Annotated in this window: 17 protein-coding genes; 8 read left to right on the top strand and 9 right to left on the bottom strand. The window is 71.2% G+C overall.

Annotated features, from left to right (window positions below; genetic code table 11):
• Positions 1-328: 328 nt before the first annotated feature.
• Both ACLQ23_RS02725 and ACLQ23_RS02720 read right to left on the bottom strand, forming a co-directional pair.
• Complete coding sequence (locus ACLQ23_RS02725; RefSeq protein ID WP_355592767.1) at positions 329-928, bottom strand: ClpP family protease; 600 nt, start codon at positions 926-928, stop codon at positions 329-331.
• A 135-nt stretch (positions 929-1,063) separates the two neighbouring features.
• On the bottom strand, positions 1,064-1,549 hold the full coding sequence (locus tag ACLQ23_RS02720) for a helix-turn-helix domain-containing protein (RefSeq protein WP_355592765.1): 486 nt from the start codon (positions 1,547-1,549) through the stop codon (positions 1,064-1,066).
• Positions 1,550-1,736: 187 nt separating this feature from the next.
• Between ACLQ23_RS02720 and ACLQ23_RS02715 the strand changes: the two genes are divergently transcribed.
• The gene (locus tag ACLQ23_RS02715; protein WP_355592763.1) at positions 1,737-2,750 is read left to right on the top strand and encodes a potassium channel family protein; all 1,014 of its coding nucleotides are present in this window, start codon (positions 1,737-1,739) and stop codon (positions 2,748-2,750) included.
• A 12-nt stretch (positions 2,751-2,762) separates the two neighbouring features.
• Here the strand turns inward: ACLQ23_RS02715 and ACLQ23_RS02710 are convergent, their stop codons facing one another.
• Complete coding sequence (locus ACLQ23_RS02710) at positions 2,763-3,242, bottom strand: MarR family winged helix-turn-helix transcriptional regulator (RefSeq protein WP_355592761.1); 480 nt, start codon at positions 3,240-3,242, stop codon at positions 2,763-2,765.
• 82 nt (positions 3,243-3,324) lie between these two features.
• Here ACLQ23_RS02710 and ACLQ23_RS02705 point away from each other — a divergent pair, with 82 nt between their 5' ends.
• The gene (locus tag ACLQ23_RS02705; RefSeq protein ID WP_355592759.1) at positions 3,325-3,969 is read left to right on the top strand and encodes an FMN-dependent NADH-azoreductase; all 645 of its coding nucleotides are present in this window, start codon (positions 3,325-3,327) and stop codon (positions 3,967-3,969) included.
• 57 nt (positions 3,970-4,026) lie between these two features.
• Here ACLQ23_RS02705 and ACLQ23_RS02700 read toward each other — a convergent pair whose 3' ends face one another.
• From ACLQ23_RS02700 to ACLQ23_RS02690, 3 genes are all read right to left on the bottom strand, one after another.
• A complete protein-coding gene (locus ACLQ23_RS02700) occupies positions 4,027-5,061 on the bottom strand; it encodes a 2-oxoacid:ferredoxin oxidoreductase subunit beta (protein ID WP_355592757.1) in 1,035 nt (344 codons plus the stop codon).
• Positions 5,054-6,901 (bottom strand): 2-oxoacid:acceptor oxidoreductase subunit alpha, encoded by a 1,848-nt coding sequence (locus ACLQ23_RS02695; protein WP_355592755.1) that lies wholly within the window; start codon positions 6,899-6,901, stop codon positions 5,054-5,056. Before ACLQ23_RS02695 ends, ACLQ23_RS02700 begins: the two co-directional genes overlap by 8 nt.
• A gap of 368 nt (positions 6,902-7,269) precedes the next feature.
• Positions 7,270-8,706 (bottom strand): hypothetical protein, encoded by a 1,437-nt coding sequence (locus tag ACLQ23_RS02690; protein ID WP_355592753.1) that lies wholly within the window; start codon positions 8,704-8,706, stop codon positions 7,270-7,272.
• 128 nt (positions 8,707-8,834) lie between these two features.
• Between ACLQ23_RS02690 and ndhC the strand changes: the two genes are divergently transcribed.
• A complete protein-coding gene (gene ndhC / locus ACLQ23_RS02685; protein WP_053659139.1) occupies positions 8,835-9,212 on the top strand; it encodes an NADH-quinone oxidoreductase subunit A in 378 nt (125 codons plus the stop codon).
• Between the two features lie 70 nt (positions 9,213-9,282).
• On the opposite strand, the gene folP is transcribed toward ndhC, so the two are convergent.
• Positions 9,283-10,152, bottom strand: coding sequence for a dihydropteroate synthase (folP, locus tag ACLQ23_RS02680; protein ID WP_355592751.1), 870 nt, complete (start codon positions 10,150-10,152; stop codon positions 9,283-9,285).
• 150 nt (positions 10,153-10,302) lie between these two features.
• On the opposite strand from folP, the gene ACLQ23_RS02675 reads away from it, so the two are divergent.
• The 4 genes from ACLQ23_RS02675 to ACLQ23_RS02660 are packed head-to-tail and all read left to right on the top strand — an operon-like array spanning position 10,303 to position 12,729.
• Positions 10,303-10,959: a DivIVA domain-containing protein gene (locus ACLQ23_RS02675; protein WP_425880282.1), complete on the top strand. Its 657-nt coding sequence runs from the start codon at positions 10,303-10,305 to the stop codon at positions 10,957-10,959.
• Entirely contained in the window at positions 10,956-11,453 is a 498-nt protein-coding gene (locus ACLQ23_RS02670; protein ID WP_355592747.1) for an SRPBCC family protein, read from the top strand. Before ACLQ23_RS02675 ends, ACLQ23_RS02670 begins: the two co-directional genes overlap by 4 nt.
• A 57-nt stretch (positions 11,454-11,510) precedes the next feature.
• A complete protein-coding gene (locus ACLQ23_RS02665; RefSeq protein WP_355592745.1) occupies positions 11,511-12,092 on the top strand; it encodes a DNA-3-methyladenine glycosylase I in 582 nt (193 codons plus the stop codon).
• A 13-nt stretch (positions 12,093-12,105) separates the two neighbouring features.
• Complete coding sequence (locus ACLQ23_RS02660; RefSeq protein ID WP_355631982.1) at positions 12,106-12,729, top strand: hypothetical protein; 624 nt, start codon at positions 12,106-12,108, stop codon at positions 12,727-12,729.
• Position 12,730: 1 nt separating this feature from the next.
• Here ACLQ23_RS02660 and ACLQ23_RS02655 read toward each other — a convergent pair whose 3' ends face one another.
• Positions 12,731-13,522, bottom strand: coding sequence for an enoyl-CoA hydratase/isomerase family protein (locus ACLQ23_RS02655; RefSeq protein WP_355592741.1), 792 nt, complete (start codon positions 13,520-13,522; stop codon positions 12,731-12,733).
• A 3-nt stretch (positions 13,523-13,525) separates the two neighbouring features.
• Positions 13,526-14,344, bottom strand: coding sequence for a PaaX family transcriptional regulator C-terminal domain-containing protein (locus tag ACLQ23_RS02650; RefSeq protein ID WP_425880281.1), 819 nt, complete (start codon positions 14,342-14,344; stop codon positions 13,526-13,528).
• 187 nt (positions 14,345-14,531) lie between these two features.
• Between ACLQ23_RS02650 and ACLQ23_RS02645 the strand changes: the two genes are divergently transcribed.
• Positions 14,532-14,699, top strand: a complete 168-nt coding sequence (locus ACLQ23_RS02645) for a DUF3117 domain-containing protein (protein ID WP_007455245.1) — start codon at positions 14,532-14,534, stop codon at positions 14,697-14,699.
• The last annotated feature ends 124 nt before the right edge of the window (positions 14,700-14,823 follow it).

The raw sequence follows: 14,823 nt of genomic DNA, 5'->3' as shown, positions 1-14,823 counted from the left end.
ATGTCGTGGCTGCGGGATCGCGGCCGGGCTGGCGCTGCCTTTCGCATTCGTGTTCGTGTGTGTAACGGGAATCCGCGGAAATGCGCTGCGGCTCGACGGCAGTCTCCATTCCCACCGCTGCGAATAGGGTCGTCGGTATCGGGGGCCCGGCGGCGAAGGCATGTCCGTAGCTGTTGGACGCGGATCGAGGGGGTCGCGTCCGGCATCGGCGGCGGTCACCGTCGTACCCCGGGATTGGGGTGCCAGGCCCGCGTTGACCTGCCGTGACCGGCGCGGGTTGCTGGTCGCGGTGGCGGCCGGCGGGACCATCGCCGGCCGCCACCGCGAATCAGAGCGCCGACAGTTGGTCGGCTCTGGTGATTACCTGGTCGATGAGGCCGTACTCGCGGGCCTGAGCGGCAGTGAACCAGCGGTCCCGGTCCCAGTCGCGTTGGATGTCGTCGAGGGTTCGTCCGCTGTGCTGGGCGATCAGCTCCTGCATGGTCCGCTTCACGTGCAGCATGTTCTCCGCCTGGATGGTGATGTCCGAGGCGGTGCCGCCCATCCCGCCGGACGGCTGGTGCATCATGATCCGCGAGTGTGGCAGCGCATACCGTTTGCCGGCCGCGCCCGCGCAGAGCAGGAACTGCCCCATCGAGCCGGCGAAACCCAGCGCCAGCGTGGCGACGTCGTTGCGGACGTAGCGCATCGTGTCGTACACGGCCATTCCGGCACTCACCGACCCGCCCGGCGAGTTGATGTAGAGGAAGATGTCCTGGTCGGCGTCCTCGGCGGCGAGCAGCAGGATCTGCGCGCAGACCCGGTTGGCCGACTCCTCGGTCACCTCGGTGCCGAGGAAGATGATCCGCTCCCGCAGCAGCCGCTCGAACACCTGATCACCGAAGGACGGTTGCGCACCGTCGAGCATTCGCACGCCGTACCCAATCATTCGCCGCCGCCTTTCGCCGTTGCCGGCGGGCGGCGGGACCGCCCGGTGGACCGGCCCCTCCAGCGTGCGACCGGACACCGTGGTGGCCCAGGGATTCTGCCGCCGGCAGATGTGCCGACGGCAGAACCACGCGGCCTACGCGACGGTCACCCGCCGCGCGCCAGCCCGGGCGCACGCCCAACCCAACCGAGCGGGGGTACGCGGGCCGGGGCGCAAGCCGCCAGCGGAGGCGGTCCGGCCGACACGCAGGGTCGGCCCGTTCGCCCCGGGCCCGCGCTCAACGATCGGCCTGCCCGTCCGCACTGTGTGCTGGCCGGTGGCGTGTCGGGCCACGTCGACGCGGCCCTGGCGCGTCAGGGCGGCCCGTGGTGCGGTCGGGATGCGCGGCTCGACCCGGCGCAGGTCGTCGCGGGCCTGCTCCAGCAGGTCGGACAGGCGGATGCCGAGCGCTCGGCAGATCGCCGCGAGCACTTCGGAGGAGGCCTCCTTGCGGCCCCGCTCGACCTCGGACAGGTAGGGCACCGAGACGCCGGCGGACGCGGCCACCTCGCGCAGTGTGCGGCCCTGGCTCTGGCGTAGGCGGCGGAGCACCCCGCCAATGACTCGTCGCAGCAACGACATGCCGGCCTCACTTCCGCGGTCGTCGTCGGGGAACAAGCCCCATTCTGCCCGTCCGCGGCCGTCTCGACCGCCCCGTGCGGGTTCGTCGAGCGCGCTCGGTTGTGCGCTGCGCAGCCGGGGCGTGCGGATCACGACATAACCGCTATGTTGTGGTCGTGCAGGCGACGGTGGTGGAGCAGGTTCGACGGTGATCCATTTTCCCGCTCAGCGGCGGGGCCCGCTCAGTGCGCTGAGCCTTCGGCTCGCTGCCGCCCTGGGCCTCGTCTTCGCCGTGGTCGCCGCGGTCTACATCGGCCGGGACGGCTACCGCGATGTCAACGAGGACGGCCTCACCCTGCTCGACTGCTTCTACTACGCGGTCGTGTCGCTCTCCACCACCGGCTACGGCGACATCACGCCGGTAGGGCAGACTGCGCGGCTGGTGAACGTCCTGTTCATCACCCCGGCCCGAGTGCTCTTCCTGATCATCCTGGTCGGCACCACTCTGGAAGTCCTGACCGAGCAGTACCGGACCGGCCGTCGCCTGTCGCGGTGGAGGAGAACCGTGAAGGACCACGTCATCATCTGCGGCTACGGCACCAAGGGCCGCAGCGCGGTCAACGCCCTGATGGAGAACGGGTTGGACCGGTCGAGGATCGTGGTGGTGGAGCGCAACGGCGCCGCCCTGCGGCAGGCCACCTCCGCCGGGTTGGTGGCCATCGAGGGGTCGGCCACCCGCTCGTCTGTGCTCAACGAGGCGCACGTCCGCAACGCGAAGGCAGTGATCATCGCGACCGACAGCGACGACGCCTCCGTGCTTGTGGCGCTCACCGTACGGCAGCTCACCGCCGGTCAGGTCCGGATCATCGCGGCGGCACGGGAGGCGGAGAACGCTCCGCTGCTCAAGCAGAGCGGTGCCCACCACGTGATCGTCTCCTCGGCGACCGCGGGCCGGCTGCTCGGCCTGTCCACCTCGGCGCCGCCGCTCATCGACGTGGTGGAGGACCTGCTCACCCCGGGGCAGGGCATGGCGCTGGCGATGCGCTCGGCGGAGCGGAGCGAGGTGGGCCGCTCGCCGCGCGAGCTGGAGTCGTTGGTGATCGCCCTGGTGCGCCGGGGCAAGGTGGTCAGCCTGGCCGACCAGGCTGGCGCGGTGATCGAGACCGGCGACATGCTTGTGCACGTGCGTGACGACCGCCCCCAGGCCAGCACCACGGCCTGACCTCGGCCGCCGTCAGCAGGCGTCGAGGTCTTTCTGCAGCGTTTCGGTGCAGATGGCCGACGAGGCGTTGGCTGCCCGCCGGAGCAGGTCGTAGAGCGTCTTCCGCTCGGCGGGATCCAGCGCTCCCAGCACTTCGTCCTCCGCGCTCGCCAGGGCGCATTCCGCCTCGTTGAGGCGTTTCATCCCATCCTCGGTGAGATCGACGACGTGCCGGCGGCGGTCCTCGGGTGAGCGGCGTCGCTCGACAAGGTGCTCGGCTTCGAGGTCGTTGAGCAGCCCGACGATGTTCGTGCTGTCCATTTCGAGGATGGTGGCCAGTGCCTGCTGGCTGGTGCCGCCGCCGTTGCGCAAGACGGTGAGCGCGACGAGGTGCCGGGGGCGCAGGCCCAGCGGTGCCAGCACCGACTCCGATCGCAGTCGCATCCGCCGGGCCAGGTGGTCCAGCAGGGCACCCGAACGGTGCTCTGCGGAATCAAGGGGCGGGGCGGACATGTGAGCCAGTCTACCGACATGAGGGAACATCGACCTGGTATAAATGATTGACGTAACACAGACGATCCTTGGAAGGGAAGCCATGCATCTGCTGCATATCGATTCGAGCATTCAGGGTGAACGCTCGATCAGCCGGCGGCTCACCGCCCGTGCCGCCGCCGCCTGGCGTGCGGCTCACCCGGACGGGAGGCTTACCTACCGCGATATCGGGGCCGAGCCGCTGCCACACCTGGACCCGGTGGCCTTCCAGGCCCAGACCACGCCGCCGGACCAGCACACCCCGGCGCAGCGCGAAATCTGGGAGATCAGCCAGCGACTTGTCGACGAGGTGAAGCAGGCCGACGTCGTGCTGCTCGGACTGCCGCTCTACAACTACGGCGCACCGAGCAGCGTCAAGGCATGGGTCGACCACCTGACCGTGGCCGGCCTGTCCTACGACCTGGCGACCGGGCAGAGCCTGCTCGGCGACCACGATTTCATCGTGCTGGCCAGCCGGGGCGGCGGCTACGGCGAGGGCACCCCGCGCTACGGTTGGGACCACGCCGAGCCGTGGCTCCCGCACGGCCTGTCCCTGACCGGCATGAAGCCGCGCTTCATCACCGCCGAGCTGTGCCTGGCCCCCGTGGTCCCCACCATGGCCGAGCTGATCCCGCTGCACGAGGCGAGCCTCGCGGCGGCCGAGAAGGAGATCGACAATCTCTGGGTGTCCGCCTCCGCCCAGCGCTGACCAAACGAAACGGCCGCCCCCGCTTCCGGGGACGGCCGTTTCGCTGTGCCGTACGGGTCAGACGATCGTCCAGGTGTCGCCGCTGCCCAGCAGGCCGGCGAGCTGCTGCTCGGGAGTCTCGGTGACCTTCGCCTTCGCGGCGGCCAACTGGTCCTGCACGACGCTGTCGTAGGACGGCCGGGCCACCGAGCGGAACACGCCGATCGGGGTGTTGCGCAGGTCCAGACCGGGCAGCCGGGACAGCGCGAAGGCGTACGCCGGGTCGGTGACCGTCGCGTCGTGCACGACGATCTCCTCCGGGCGGACCGAGCTGGTCTCCCGGACCTCCAGGCCGAAACCGCCCGGCGGGTGCACCACGCAGAACCGCCCGTCGGCGCCGAAGGTGATCGGCTGCCCGTGCTCCAGGCGGATCAGGTAGTCGTCCCGGGTGGACGGGTCCTTGAGCTGGTCGAACGCGCCATCGTTGAAGATGTTGCAGTTCTGGTAGATCTCCACGAAGGCCGAACCCTCGTGCTCGGCGGCGGCCCGCAGCACCGACTGAAGGTGCTTGCGGTCGGAGTCGATGGTCCGACCCACGAAGCTGGCCTCCGCGCCGAGGGCGAGCGAGAGCGGGTTGAACGGGGCGTCCGCCGAACCGGCCGGGGTCGACTTGGTGATCTTGCCGACCTCGGAGGTGGGCGAGTACTGACCCTTCGTCAGACCGTAGATCCGGTTGTTGAACAGCAGGATCTTGAGGTTGACGTTGCGCCGCAGCGCGTGGATCAGGTGGTTGCCGCCGATGGAGAGCGCGTCACCGTCGCCGGTGACCACCCAAACCGACAGGTCCGGACGGGACACCGACAGGCCGGTCGCGATCGCCGGCGCGCGGCCGTGGATCGAGTGCATCCCGTACGTGTTCATGTAGTACGGGAAGCGCGACGAGCAGCCGATCCCGGAGACGAAGACGGTCCGTTCCCGGGGGATGTTCAGCTCCGGCATGAACTGCTGGATGGCCGCCAGGATCGCGTAGTCACCGCAGCCGGGGCACCAGCGCACCTCCTGGTCGGACTTGAAGTCCTTCGCGGTGAGCTTGAGGGCGACGGGCTCAGACATTCTTCAGGACCTCTTCCAGCGTCGTCTCCAGCTCGTTGGCCGTGAACGGCAGGCCGCGGACCTGGTTGTAGCTGATGGCGTCGACCAGGTAGCGGGCCCGGATGACGTGGGCGAGCTGGCCCAGGTTCATCTCCGGGATGACCACCCGGTCGTAGGAGCGCAGCACCTCGCCGAGGTTGGCAGGCATCGGAGCCAGGTGCCGCAGGTGCGCCTGGGCGATGGACAGGCCACGCTGACGGACCCCACGGCACGCCGCCCCGATCGGCCCGTACGTCGAGCCCCAGCCGAGCACCAGCACCCGGGCGTCGCCGTCCGGGTCCTCCACCTCGATGTCCGGCACCGGGATCGTCTCGATCCGGGCCGCCCGGGTACGCACCATGAAGTCGTGGTTCGCCGGGTCGTACGAGATGTCGCCGGTCTTGTCGGCCTTCTCCAGACCGCCGATCCGGTGCTCAAGCCCCGCCGTGCCGGGAATGGCCCACGGCCGGGCCAGGGTCTCCGGGTCACGCAGGTAGGGCAGGAAGGTGGTGCCGTCGTCGCCGTTGGGCTTGGTGGCGAACTCGACCCGCAGGTCGGGCAGCGACTCCACGTCGGGCAGCAGCCACGGCTCCGACCCGTTGGCGACGTAGTTGTCCGACAACAGGATCACCGGGGTGCGGTAGGTCAGCGCGATCCGTGCCGCCTCCAGAGCGGCGAAGAAGCAGTCCGACGGCGACCGGGGCGCGATCACCGCGACGGGCGCCTCGCCGTGCCGGCCGTACAGCGCCATGTTGAGGTCGGCCTGCTCGGTCTTCGTGGGCATGCCTGTCGACGGTCCGGCGCGCTGCACGTCCACGATCACCAGCGGCAGCTCCAGGGCCACGGCCAGGGAGATCGTCTCGCTCTTGAGCGCCACACCCGGGCCGCTTGTGGTGGTCACGCCGAGCGACCCGCCGTACGACGCGCCAAGCGCCGCCCCGACCGCGGCGATCTCGTCCTCGGCCTGCATGGTCAGCACACCGAAGCGCTTGTGCTTGCTCAGCTCGTGCAGGATGTCCGACGCTGGCGTGATCGGGTACGCGCCGAGGAAGACGGGCAGCCCGGAGCGGACCCCGGCGGCGACCAGACCCAGTGAGAGCGCGGCGTTGCCGGTGATGTTGCGGTAGGTGCCCGGCTGCATCTTCGCCGGCTTGACCTCGTAGCGGACAGCGAAGTCCTCGGTGGTCTCGCCGAAGTTCCAGCCGGCCCGGAACGCGGCCACGTTCGCGGCGACCAACTCGGGACGGGAGGCGAACTTGCGCTCCAGGAAGCGCAGCGTCGACTCGTACGGCCGGGAGTACATCCACGAGAGCAGGCCGAGGGCGAACATGTTCTTCGACCGCTCGGCATCCTTCTTGGAGACCTCCAGATCGGCGAGCGCGCCGACGGTCATGGAGGTCAGCGCCACCGGGTGCACGACGTAGCCGGCCAGCGAGTCGTCGTCGAGCGGGCTGGTCTGGTAGCCGACCTTGGCCAGGTTGCGCCTCGTGAACTCGTCGGTGTTGACGATGATGTCAGCGCCGCGCGGCAGGTCGGCCAGGTTGGCCTTGAGCGCCGCCGGGTTCATCGCCACCAGCACGTTCGGCGCGTCGCCCGGGGTGAGGATGTCGTAGTCGGCGAAGTGCACCTGGAAGCTGGACACGCCGGGCAGGGTGCCTGCGGGTGCCCGGATCTCGGCGGGGAAGTTGGGCAGCGTGGATATGTCGTTGCCCAGCTGCGCCGTTTCGGAGGTGAAGCGGTCGCCGGTCAACTGCATGCCGTCGCCGGAGTCACCGGCGAACCGGATGACCACCCGGTCGAGTTGACGGATCTGCTTGGTCACTGTGCCACCTTCGTTCGCGACTGCGGAGCTCGCAGAACCGGCTCGTTCCTCGCACTCACGCCTGCACCTCGCTTCGCTGCGCGCGGTCGCGCGTGCGGCTGAACATGTTGGTGGCCTCGCCTTGCCCGGTCACGGGACCTCCTTGACGCAACGCTGAACCGCACCGCCCGGGCGGGCTCGGTCCGCTGTCGTTCCTCACCGAGAGCCTACGTCCAACGTGCCCCCGAGCCTTCCTGTAGATAGGCCAACTGGGACCGGATCGAGGGAAGAAATGAGCTGATTCATGTGCTTTCGCGCCGCCCGCCGTAATTCAGATCACCAGACGAGGCACCCACCGGCGACCCCGCTTCGGGGTCGTCGCTGATCGATCAGTCGACGGACTCGGCGGCGGGCCCGGTGGCCGGCTCGCTGAACCGCCGACGCAGGGAGGTGGTGGCGAGCACGAGGGCCAGCACCACAAGCAGCGCGGAGACCGCGACCAGGAGAGCCGCGGTGCGCTGCACCGAGGTCATCCCCGTGTCGTCCCCGGCGGCGCCCGCCGGGAGTACGCCCTGGGAGCCGGTCGGCGCGGGCGGCGACACCACAGGGGTGGCCAGCGCGGCAGCGGCGGTGATGCGGAAGCTCATCTGCACCCGACGGGTCGGACCGCTGCGCGGGTCGAGCTGACCGATCGCCGCCCCCGACAACGGCGCGTTTCTCTGCGCCTGCGGCGTCGCCTCCACCGGCAGCCGCACTTCGCCGGCCTCGCCCGCGGGCAGCGACCCCACGTCGCACCGGGTGCGGCCCGCGTCGGCCGCCGCACAGCCGGCAGGTGGGTTCGGCACGCTCACCCCGTCCGGCAGGACCACCTCGATCAGGCCGGCGGCGTCCACCTTGCCGGTGTTGCCCAGCCGGACCACGAGGGAACTCGCCGCGCCGCTGATGTCGAACGCCACCTCGTCGGCCGACAGCGAGATTCCGGGCACCGGCGGGCCGGGCGGAAAGAGCACCGCGAAGCCCTGGTCGTCGGTCGCCTGACCGGGCACGTCCGGCGCGTCCCCGACCACCCGCACGGAGCCGCTGAGCGGCATGCGCTCCCAGGCGGTGCCGGCGACCCGTAACCGGAGCACACTGCTGAACCGGACGCCCGCCTCGACCGTCCAGGCTCCACAGCTGTACACGTCGCCCGCGCTGACGCACCCCTTCGTCCCGGCGTCGGTGACCCCGGCCGGCAGGGTGTACGAGAGTCGGGCCCGCTGCGTGGCGGTGCCGGTGTTTGCCACCGTCACCCGCAGCGTGGTGGTCGTGCTGGCCGCGTTCCAGTACGCCCCGGGCAGGACGACGTCCTCGGTGGTGACCTGTACGCCGAGCGGGCTCGGTGGTGCTGCGGGGGTGTCGCCCGGCGCCGACGGCCGCACCGGAGGCACCGGCGGGCCGACCGTCTCCGGCCGGACGGTTCCCCCCGGCACGGGAGCGGTGGTCGCTGCGGGCGGTGGTACGTCGGGTGCTGTGGTCTGCGGTGCCGGTGGCGTCGTCATCGGCGGCGGCGCTGTGGTCTCCGGGGCCGGGATGACCGGGCTGGGGTCGCCGCTCGGCTCCTCGGTCGGTGTGGGTTCCTCCGCCGGGCTGGTCTCCGGAGCCGGCCCGGGTTCGGCGGTCGGGTCGGTGACGGCCGCGATCGGCAGGACGGCCGGCGTCGTCGCGCCGGCCCACGCCGGTGCCACGGCCAGCGCCGCGAGCAGGCCGACCGCGAGAGAGGTCGCCAGCAGGGGAGCGGGACGCCGTCCCGCAGCCCGCTGCCTGGACGGAACCTTCACGCGGGCCATCTGACCTCCGGTGTCATGGGTGGAAGTCCAATATTCGGTAACAGTTGCCCTAGTGCACTAGTCTCCGCCGGAAACAAATCCGTAACGTGTTCGGGACGTGCCTTCCGGCCGAGCGGTAGGCTCCCGGCGTGACCGGTTACCTGGGCTCGTACGCGACGCTCGGTCTCTTGCTGCTCGTCAGCGTCCTGTTCTTCGTAACGGCGTTCTCGGCCAACCGAGTGTTACGTCCGGCCCGTCCCGCCGACCCGATCGGCAAGCGGGCCACCTACGAATGCGGCCTCGACCCGGTCGGCGCGGACTGGGCGCAGATGCAGATCCGCTACTACGTCTACGCCTACCTGTACGTGCTGTTCGCGGTCGAGGCGGTGTTCCTCTTCCCGTGGGCGGTGGTCTTCGACCGGCCGGGCTTCGGCCTCGTGACGGTGGTGGAGATGGCGGTGTTCGTGGCGGTGCTCGCGCTCGGCATCCTCTACGCGTGGCGTAGGAACATCCTGCGCTGGACCTGACCGCCACGACCTCCGGCGATCGTGCCGGCCCGCCGGCCGGTAACGGTCGGTCGCTCCAACGACCGGACAGTCAGGCCAGGCCCCGGCGGGTCGCCGTGGGTGGCCGGTCACCACGAATCGACGCCACCATGTCCAGCACCCGGCGGGTCGGGCCGACCTGGTGGGCCCGGAACACCCGGGCGCCCAGCCAGGCGGAGAGAGCCGTGGCGGCGAGCGTGCCCTCCAACCGCTCGGCCACCGGCAGGTCCAGCGTCTCCCCGATGAAATCTTTGTTGGAGAGCGCCACGAGCACCGGCCAGCCGGTGTCTGTCAACTCGCCGAGCCGACGGGTGATCTCCAGGGAGTGCCTGGTGTTCTTGCCGAAGTCGTGGGCCGGGTCGATGAGGATGCCGTCGGGGCGTACCCCTGCGGCCACCGCACTGTCGGCGAGCCCGGTCACCGTCGCGACCACGTCGGCCACGACGTCGTCGAAGGCGGCCCGGTGGGGCCGGGTCCGGGGGACCAGCCCACCGGCGTGCGAACAGACCAGCCCGGCTCCGGTGGCCGCCGCCACCCGGGCCAACGCCGGGTCGGCACCTGACCAGGTGTCGTTGAGCAGGTCCGCGCCGGCCGCCACCGCCTCCGTCGCCACCTCGGCACGCCAGGTGTCGATGGAGATGACCACTTCCGGGAACGCGGCCCGTACGGCGGCGATGGTGTCCACCGTGCGCCGGATCTCCTCGGCGACGTCCACCTCGGCACCGGGGCCGGCCTTCACCCCGCCGATGTCGATGATCTCCGCGCCTTCGTGTACCGCCCGCTCGACAGCACGCAGCGCGCTGTCGGCGGCGAAGGTGGCGCCGCGGTCGTAGAACGAGTCCGGAGTGCGGTTGACGATGGCCATCACGACCAGCTCACCGGGGCTGAACGTCCGCCCACCCAGCCGAAGTGCCCCGGCCATGCCGCCTCCTGAAGGTCCGCACCGCCGCCGCCGCGTCGGCCGCTTCCGACGCTAGCCGGTCGATCGACAGGTACGCGGAGCGGGCGTGGACGTCGATCGTGATCGGGGTGGGGGGTCGCTCCGGGCCGACGGTCGTGCCACGATCAGTGCATGGGTCAGCTTCTGCTCCTCCTGGTTGTCGCGTTGACCGTCGCGGCGGTGGTGTTCGGCGTGACGGTGCTGATCAGCGGCCGCGATCCCGGCCTGGTGCCGGCCGAGCCGGATTCGCAGGCCGTGCCCCTGCCGGGCACCCGGCCGCTGCGCGAATCCGATGTGGGCGCGGTTCGCTTCGACACCGCGCTGCGGGGGTATCGAATGGCCCAGGTCGATCAGGCGCTGCGCCGCGCCGCCTACGACATCGGCTACAAGTCGGAGTTGATCGGCGTACTGGAGTCGGAGGTCATCGCGTTGCGTGAGGGGCGCACCGACGACGCTGACGCGCTGCGCCAGGCCCGCGAGCAGGCCGCCGCAGCGGTTCCGGGCGCGACCGACGCGGGCGTCGACGTGCCGCCGGCCGGCTCGGCCGGAGCGGACCCGTTGCCGGATGCCACCTCCTCGGCGGCGGACGCCGACGGCGCGGCCCCGGCCGACGACGCGACCCCCGCGACCCGGACCGACGACGCGACCCCGGGCGACGACGCGGCACCGACCAGCGACGTGACCCCGACGACCGGCAGCGCCGCACCGGCCGACGGTGAGCCGGCTGACGACGACAGGGCCGACAGCGCCGGGCAGCGCGGCCCGGCGCTCCGGTCGGAGTCGGCGTGACCGACCCGCAGGGCGCCAGCGATCTCGGGGACGTCGCCCAACCTGGTGCCGGCGAAGTGACCGCCACGGTGATCGTCGACGCGCCGGCGGAGCGGGTCTTCGCCGCGCTGCTCGCCTGGGAACGACAGTCCGACTGGATCCCGTTCACCCGCGTACGGGTGGTCGAGGGCGACGGGCGGGAGGGCAGCCGGATCGAGGCGGTGACCGCGCTCGGCCCGGCGGTGCTGCGCGACGAGATGCGGGTCGTCCGGGTCGACGAGCCGTACGAGATCGGTGTGGTGCACTGCGGCCAACTGCTGCGGGGCCCGGGCGTGCTGCGCTGCACCCAGTTGGACCGGGCGCGTACCCAGGTGGTCTGGCACGAGTGGTTCCACCTGCCCGGCGGCCGAGCAGGCCGACTGGCCTGGCCGGTGCTCTGGCCCGGCTCCAAGGTCGGCCTCACCCAGGCGCTGAAGAGGTTCGCCCGGCTCGTCGAGCAGGGCCGGTTGCCCTGACCACGCCGGCCGTCGGGCGGCGGTGGGCTGTCGGTGTGATGGCCTAGCGTGTACTGAGTGACTGACCTGGTGATCGGTGCCGACGGGCTGGCCCGCTGCGCCTGGGGGGCCAGCACCCCCGACTACGCCGTCTACCACGACACCGAGTGGGGGCGGCCGCTGCACGGCGACGACGCGCTCTACGAGCGGATGACGCTTGAGGCGTTCCAGTCCGGCCTGTCGTGGCTGACCATCCTGCGCAAGCGTCCGGCGTTCCGGCTCGCCTTCGACGAGTTCCGGATCCCGACCGTCGCGGAGTACGGCGACGGCGACGTGACACGGCTGCTGGCCGACGCCGGCATCGTCCGCAACCGGGCCAAGATCGAAGCGGCGATCGCCAACGCCCGCGCCGCGCTGGAGCTGCCCGACGGGCTGTCCGCGCTGCTCTGGTCCTTCGCGCCGCCGCCCCGGCAGGCCCGCCCCGCCTCGTTCGCCGGGGTGCCGCCGATCACCCCCGAGTCGACGGCGATGGCCAAGGCGCTCAAGAAGCGCGGCTTCCGGTTCGTCGGTCCGACCACCGCGTACGCGCTCATGCAGGCGACCGGGATGGTCGACGATCACATCGTCGGCTGTCACGTCCCGCCCGTGACGGCGTCGTGATGGGATGGCAGGCATGACCACCGAGACCGCGCACCGGGCCGGCGGGACCGGCCACGCCGATGGGCCTGGCACGTGGGCCGTTCTGCTTCCCGCCGAGCGTTACGAGGCCGAGCGTCTCGTGCACCACGACACGCTGGAGTTGACAGGGCTCACCGACGTCGGTCAGCCGCGCCCGGGCGACCAGGTGGCGGTGCTCGCCGACGAGCCGCCCCGACTGGTCGCCCTCGGCCGGGTCACCACGCCGGCGCAGCGGCACCGGGAGGACCCGGACGACCCGCAGTCCCCGGTCGAGCCCGGGACGCTCGTCGTGGCGTACACCCGGCGGGTCTTCGACGAGCCGGTGCCGGCCGACCTGTTGACTGTCGACGGGCCGCTCACCGCGCTGGCCCCGGCGGCCTTCCGGGCGCTTGCCGACCAGCTCGGTCCACCTCCGGCGCGGCGCACCTGGCTGGTGAGCCTGGACCTGCCGATCGAAGCGGCCACGCCAGCCGAGGCGGTCCGGCTGTTCTGGTCCTACGTGCAGGAGTTGGGGCCGCGTGAGCTGCCCGCGTTCGTGTCGCCGTCCGGGGACGAGCTTGCCATGCAGGCGTTCGTGCTGGGCGCGGAGGCCAACCAGGATCCGGAGGAGGACGACTAGCTCAGCGGCCCTCGAAGACCGGCTTCTGCTTGGCCACGAATGCCTCGGTGGCCGCCCGGTGGTCCGCCGTGGCGCCGCAGATCGCCTGCGCCTGCGCCTCTGCCGCCAGGGCGTCGGCGAGGGTGCCGGCGTCGGCGATGGAGAGCTGCCGCTTGATCGCCCCGTACGCGACCGTGGGGCCGGCGGCGAGCCGTGTGGCCAGCTCCTGCGCGGCCGGCAACACCTGCTCGTCGTCGTCCGTCAGCCGGGTGATCAGCCCCAGCCGGCAGGCCTCCTCGGCGCGGACCGGCTCGGCAAGCATCAGCAGCTCCACCGCCTTGGCGTGACCCACCAGCCGGGGCAGCGTCCAGGATGCTCCGGTGTCGGCGGCGAGACCGACCTTGGCGAAGGCCATCAGGAAGCTGGTGCCCGGCCCGCCGACCCGGATGTCGGCGAGGAAGGCCAGCGACGCGCCAGCACCTGCGGCCATCCCACGGACCGCTGCCACAACCGGCTTGGGCAGGTTGGCCAGCCGGGCGGCGATCGGGTTGTAGTGCGCCCGGACCGTGTCCAGCGGCGGGGCGGACGAGTTGCCAAGCGTCGCCACGTGCTCCCGCAGGTCCTGGCCGGCGCTGAACGCCCCACCTGCTCCGGTCAGCACGACAGCCCGGCAGGACCTGTCGGTCTCCAACTGGGCAAGCGTGTCCCGCAGCGCCTCCTTGAGCGCCAGGTCCAGCGCGTTCATCGCGTGCGGCCGGTTCAGGGTGAGGGTGACGACGGCGTCGGTCCGGTCGACGAGCAACGGCTCGGTCACTGTCTAACGACCCTTCTGTCGAACGATGCGGCTGCTGGCGTCGAGGCACTGCTCGACGTACCGGTCGGCGGCCGGACGCAGGCGTGCCGCGTGCCGGTCGAAGAAGCTGGCCGCGGCGGTGCCGGGCCAGCGCTCGGGCAGCAGCGCCGGCGGCAGCTGCGGATCCCGGAACAGGAAGGTACGCCACGCGTGCACGAGCCGGAACCGGGCCGCGTACGCCTCCTCGTCGCTGCTGCGCACTGTGACAGTGGCGAGCAGGGGGCGTTGGTCGGCGACGAACTGTTCGTAGGCCTGGCCGATCTCCGCCAGGTTCCAGGCGCGGCGGACCACGCCCATCGCGCCCGGGGTGCCGGCGAAGTGTGCGGCGGTGAACCGCTCGAACCGGATGCCGGCCTCGGCGAGCAGCAGGTCGACGTCCTCGGCGGGCCGGGTGGCCACCCAGGTCTGCTCGTCGAGGGTGCCGTAGCCGAGGAAGCTGAGGTTCGAGGCGAGGCGCTGTCGGTCCCGCCGGGAGCCCGGGGCTTCCAGGACGAGCAGATCGAACCGCCCGTCCCAGGTGACCCGGCCCGTCCGGTAGATCCGGGCCGCCGCCTCGTCGAGTCGCCGAGCGGCTTTTGGTGTGATCGAATATCCCGGTCCGGTGGCCAGCCGGAGCGGGTCGAGCCAGCCTTGACGCACCATCCGGGACACGGCGGTGCGAACGGCGGGCGGCGCGATTCCCAACGGCGCCAGTAGCTTGACCAGGGCGGCAACGGGTGCGCGGCCACCTCTCGGTCGGAGGTGGTCGCCGTACAGGTCGAAGAGTGCCGACCGTGCCTGCATGACCGCACATTGTGACAGGCCTTCTCAAGATAAGCTAGATGCTGTTACATCAATGCTGCTCCGGTTTGGGTCCGGCGGTGTTCATCAGGGAAAATCGTTGGTCGACACCCCGCGACGGTTGCGGGTGGCGTGAGAAGTGGCTGTGGGGCAACCCACCGACCCTGGTGTAGGTCTGAGGGGAGACAACATGGCGGCGATGAAGCCGCGGACGGGCGACGGTCCGCTGGAAGTCACCAAGGAGGGCCGGGGCATCGTCATGCGGGTCCCGCTGGAAGGCGGTGGCCGGCTCGTTGTCGAGATGACTCCCGACGAGGCCAACGCGCTCGGTGACGCGCTGAAGGCAGCCGCCGGCTGAGTGAGGAGCGAGCCGGGCGGCATCCGCCGTCCGGAACGTTCCCTGACCCTGAGCCACCGGCACTGCCGGTGGCTCAGGGTCTTCATCCGTGCGATCGGCGGGCCCGGCTCCCGCTCCGCGACAC

Source organism: Micromonospora sp. DT41, from assembly GCF_049841715.1.
In the GTDB taxonomy this organism is placed as follows: domain Bacteria; phylum Actinomycetota; class Actinomycetes; order Mycobacteriales; family Micromonosporaceae; genus Micromonospora; species Micromonospora profundi.
The sequence above is the reverse complement of the archived record's forward strand: the minus strand, read 5'-3'. Positions and strand labels throughout refer to the sequence as shown.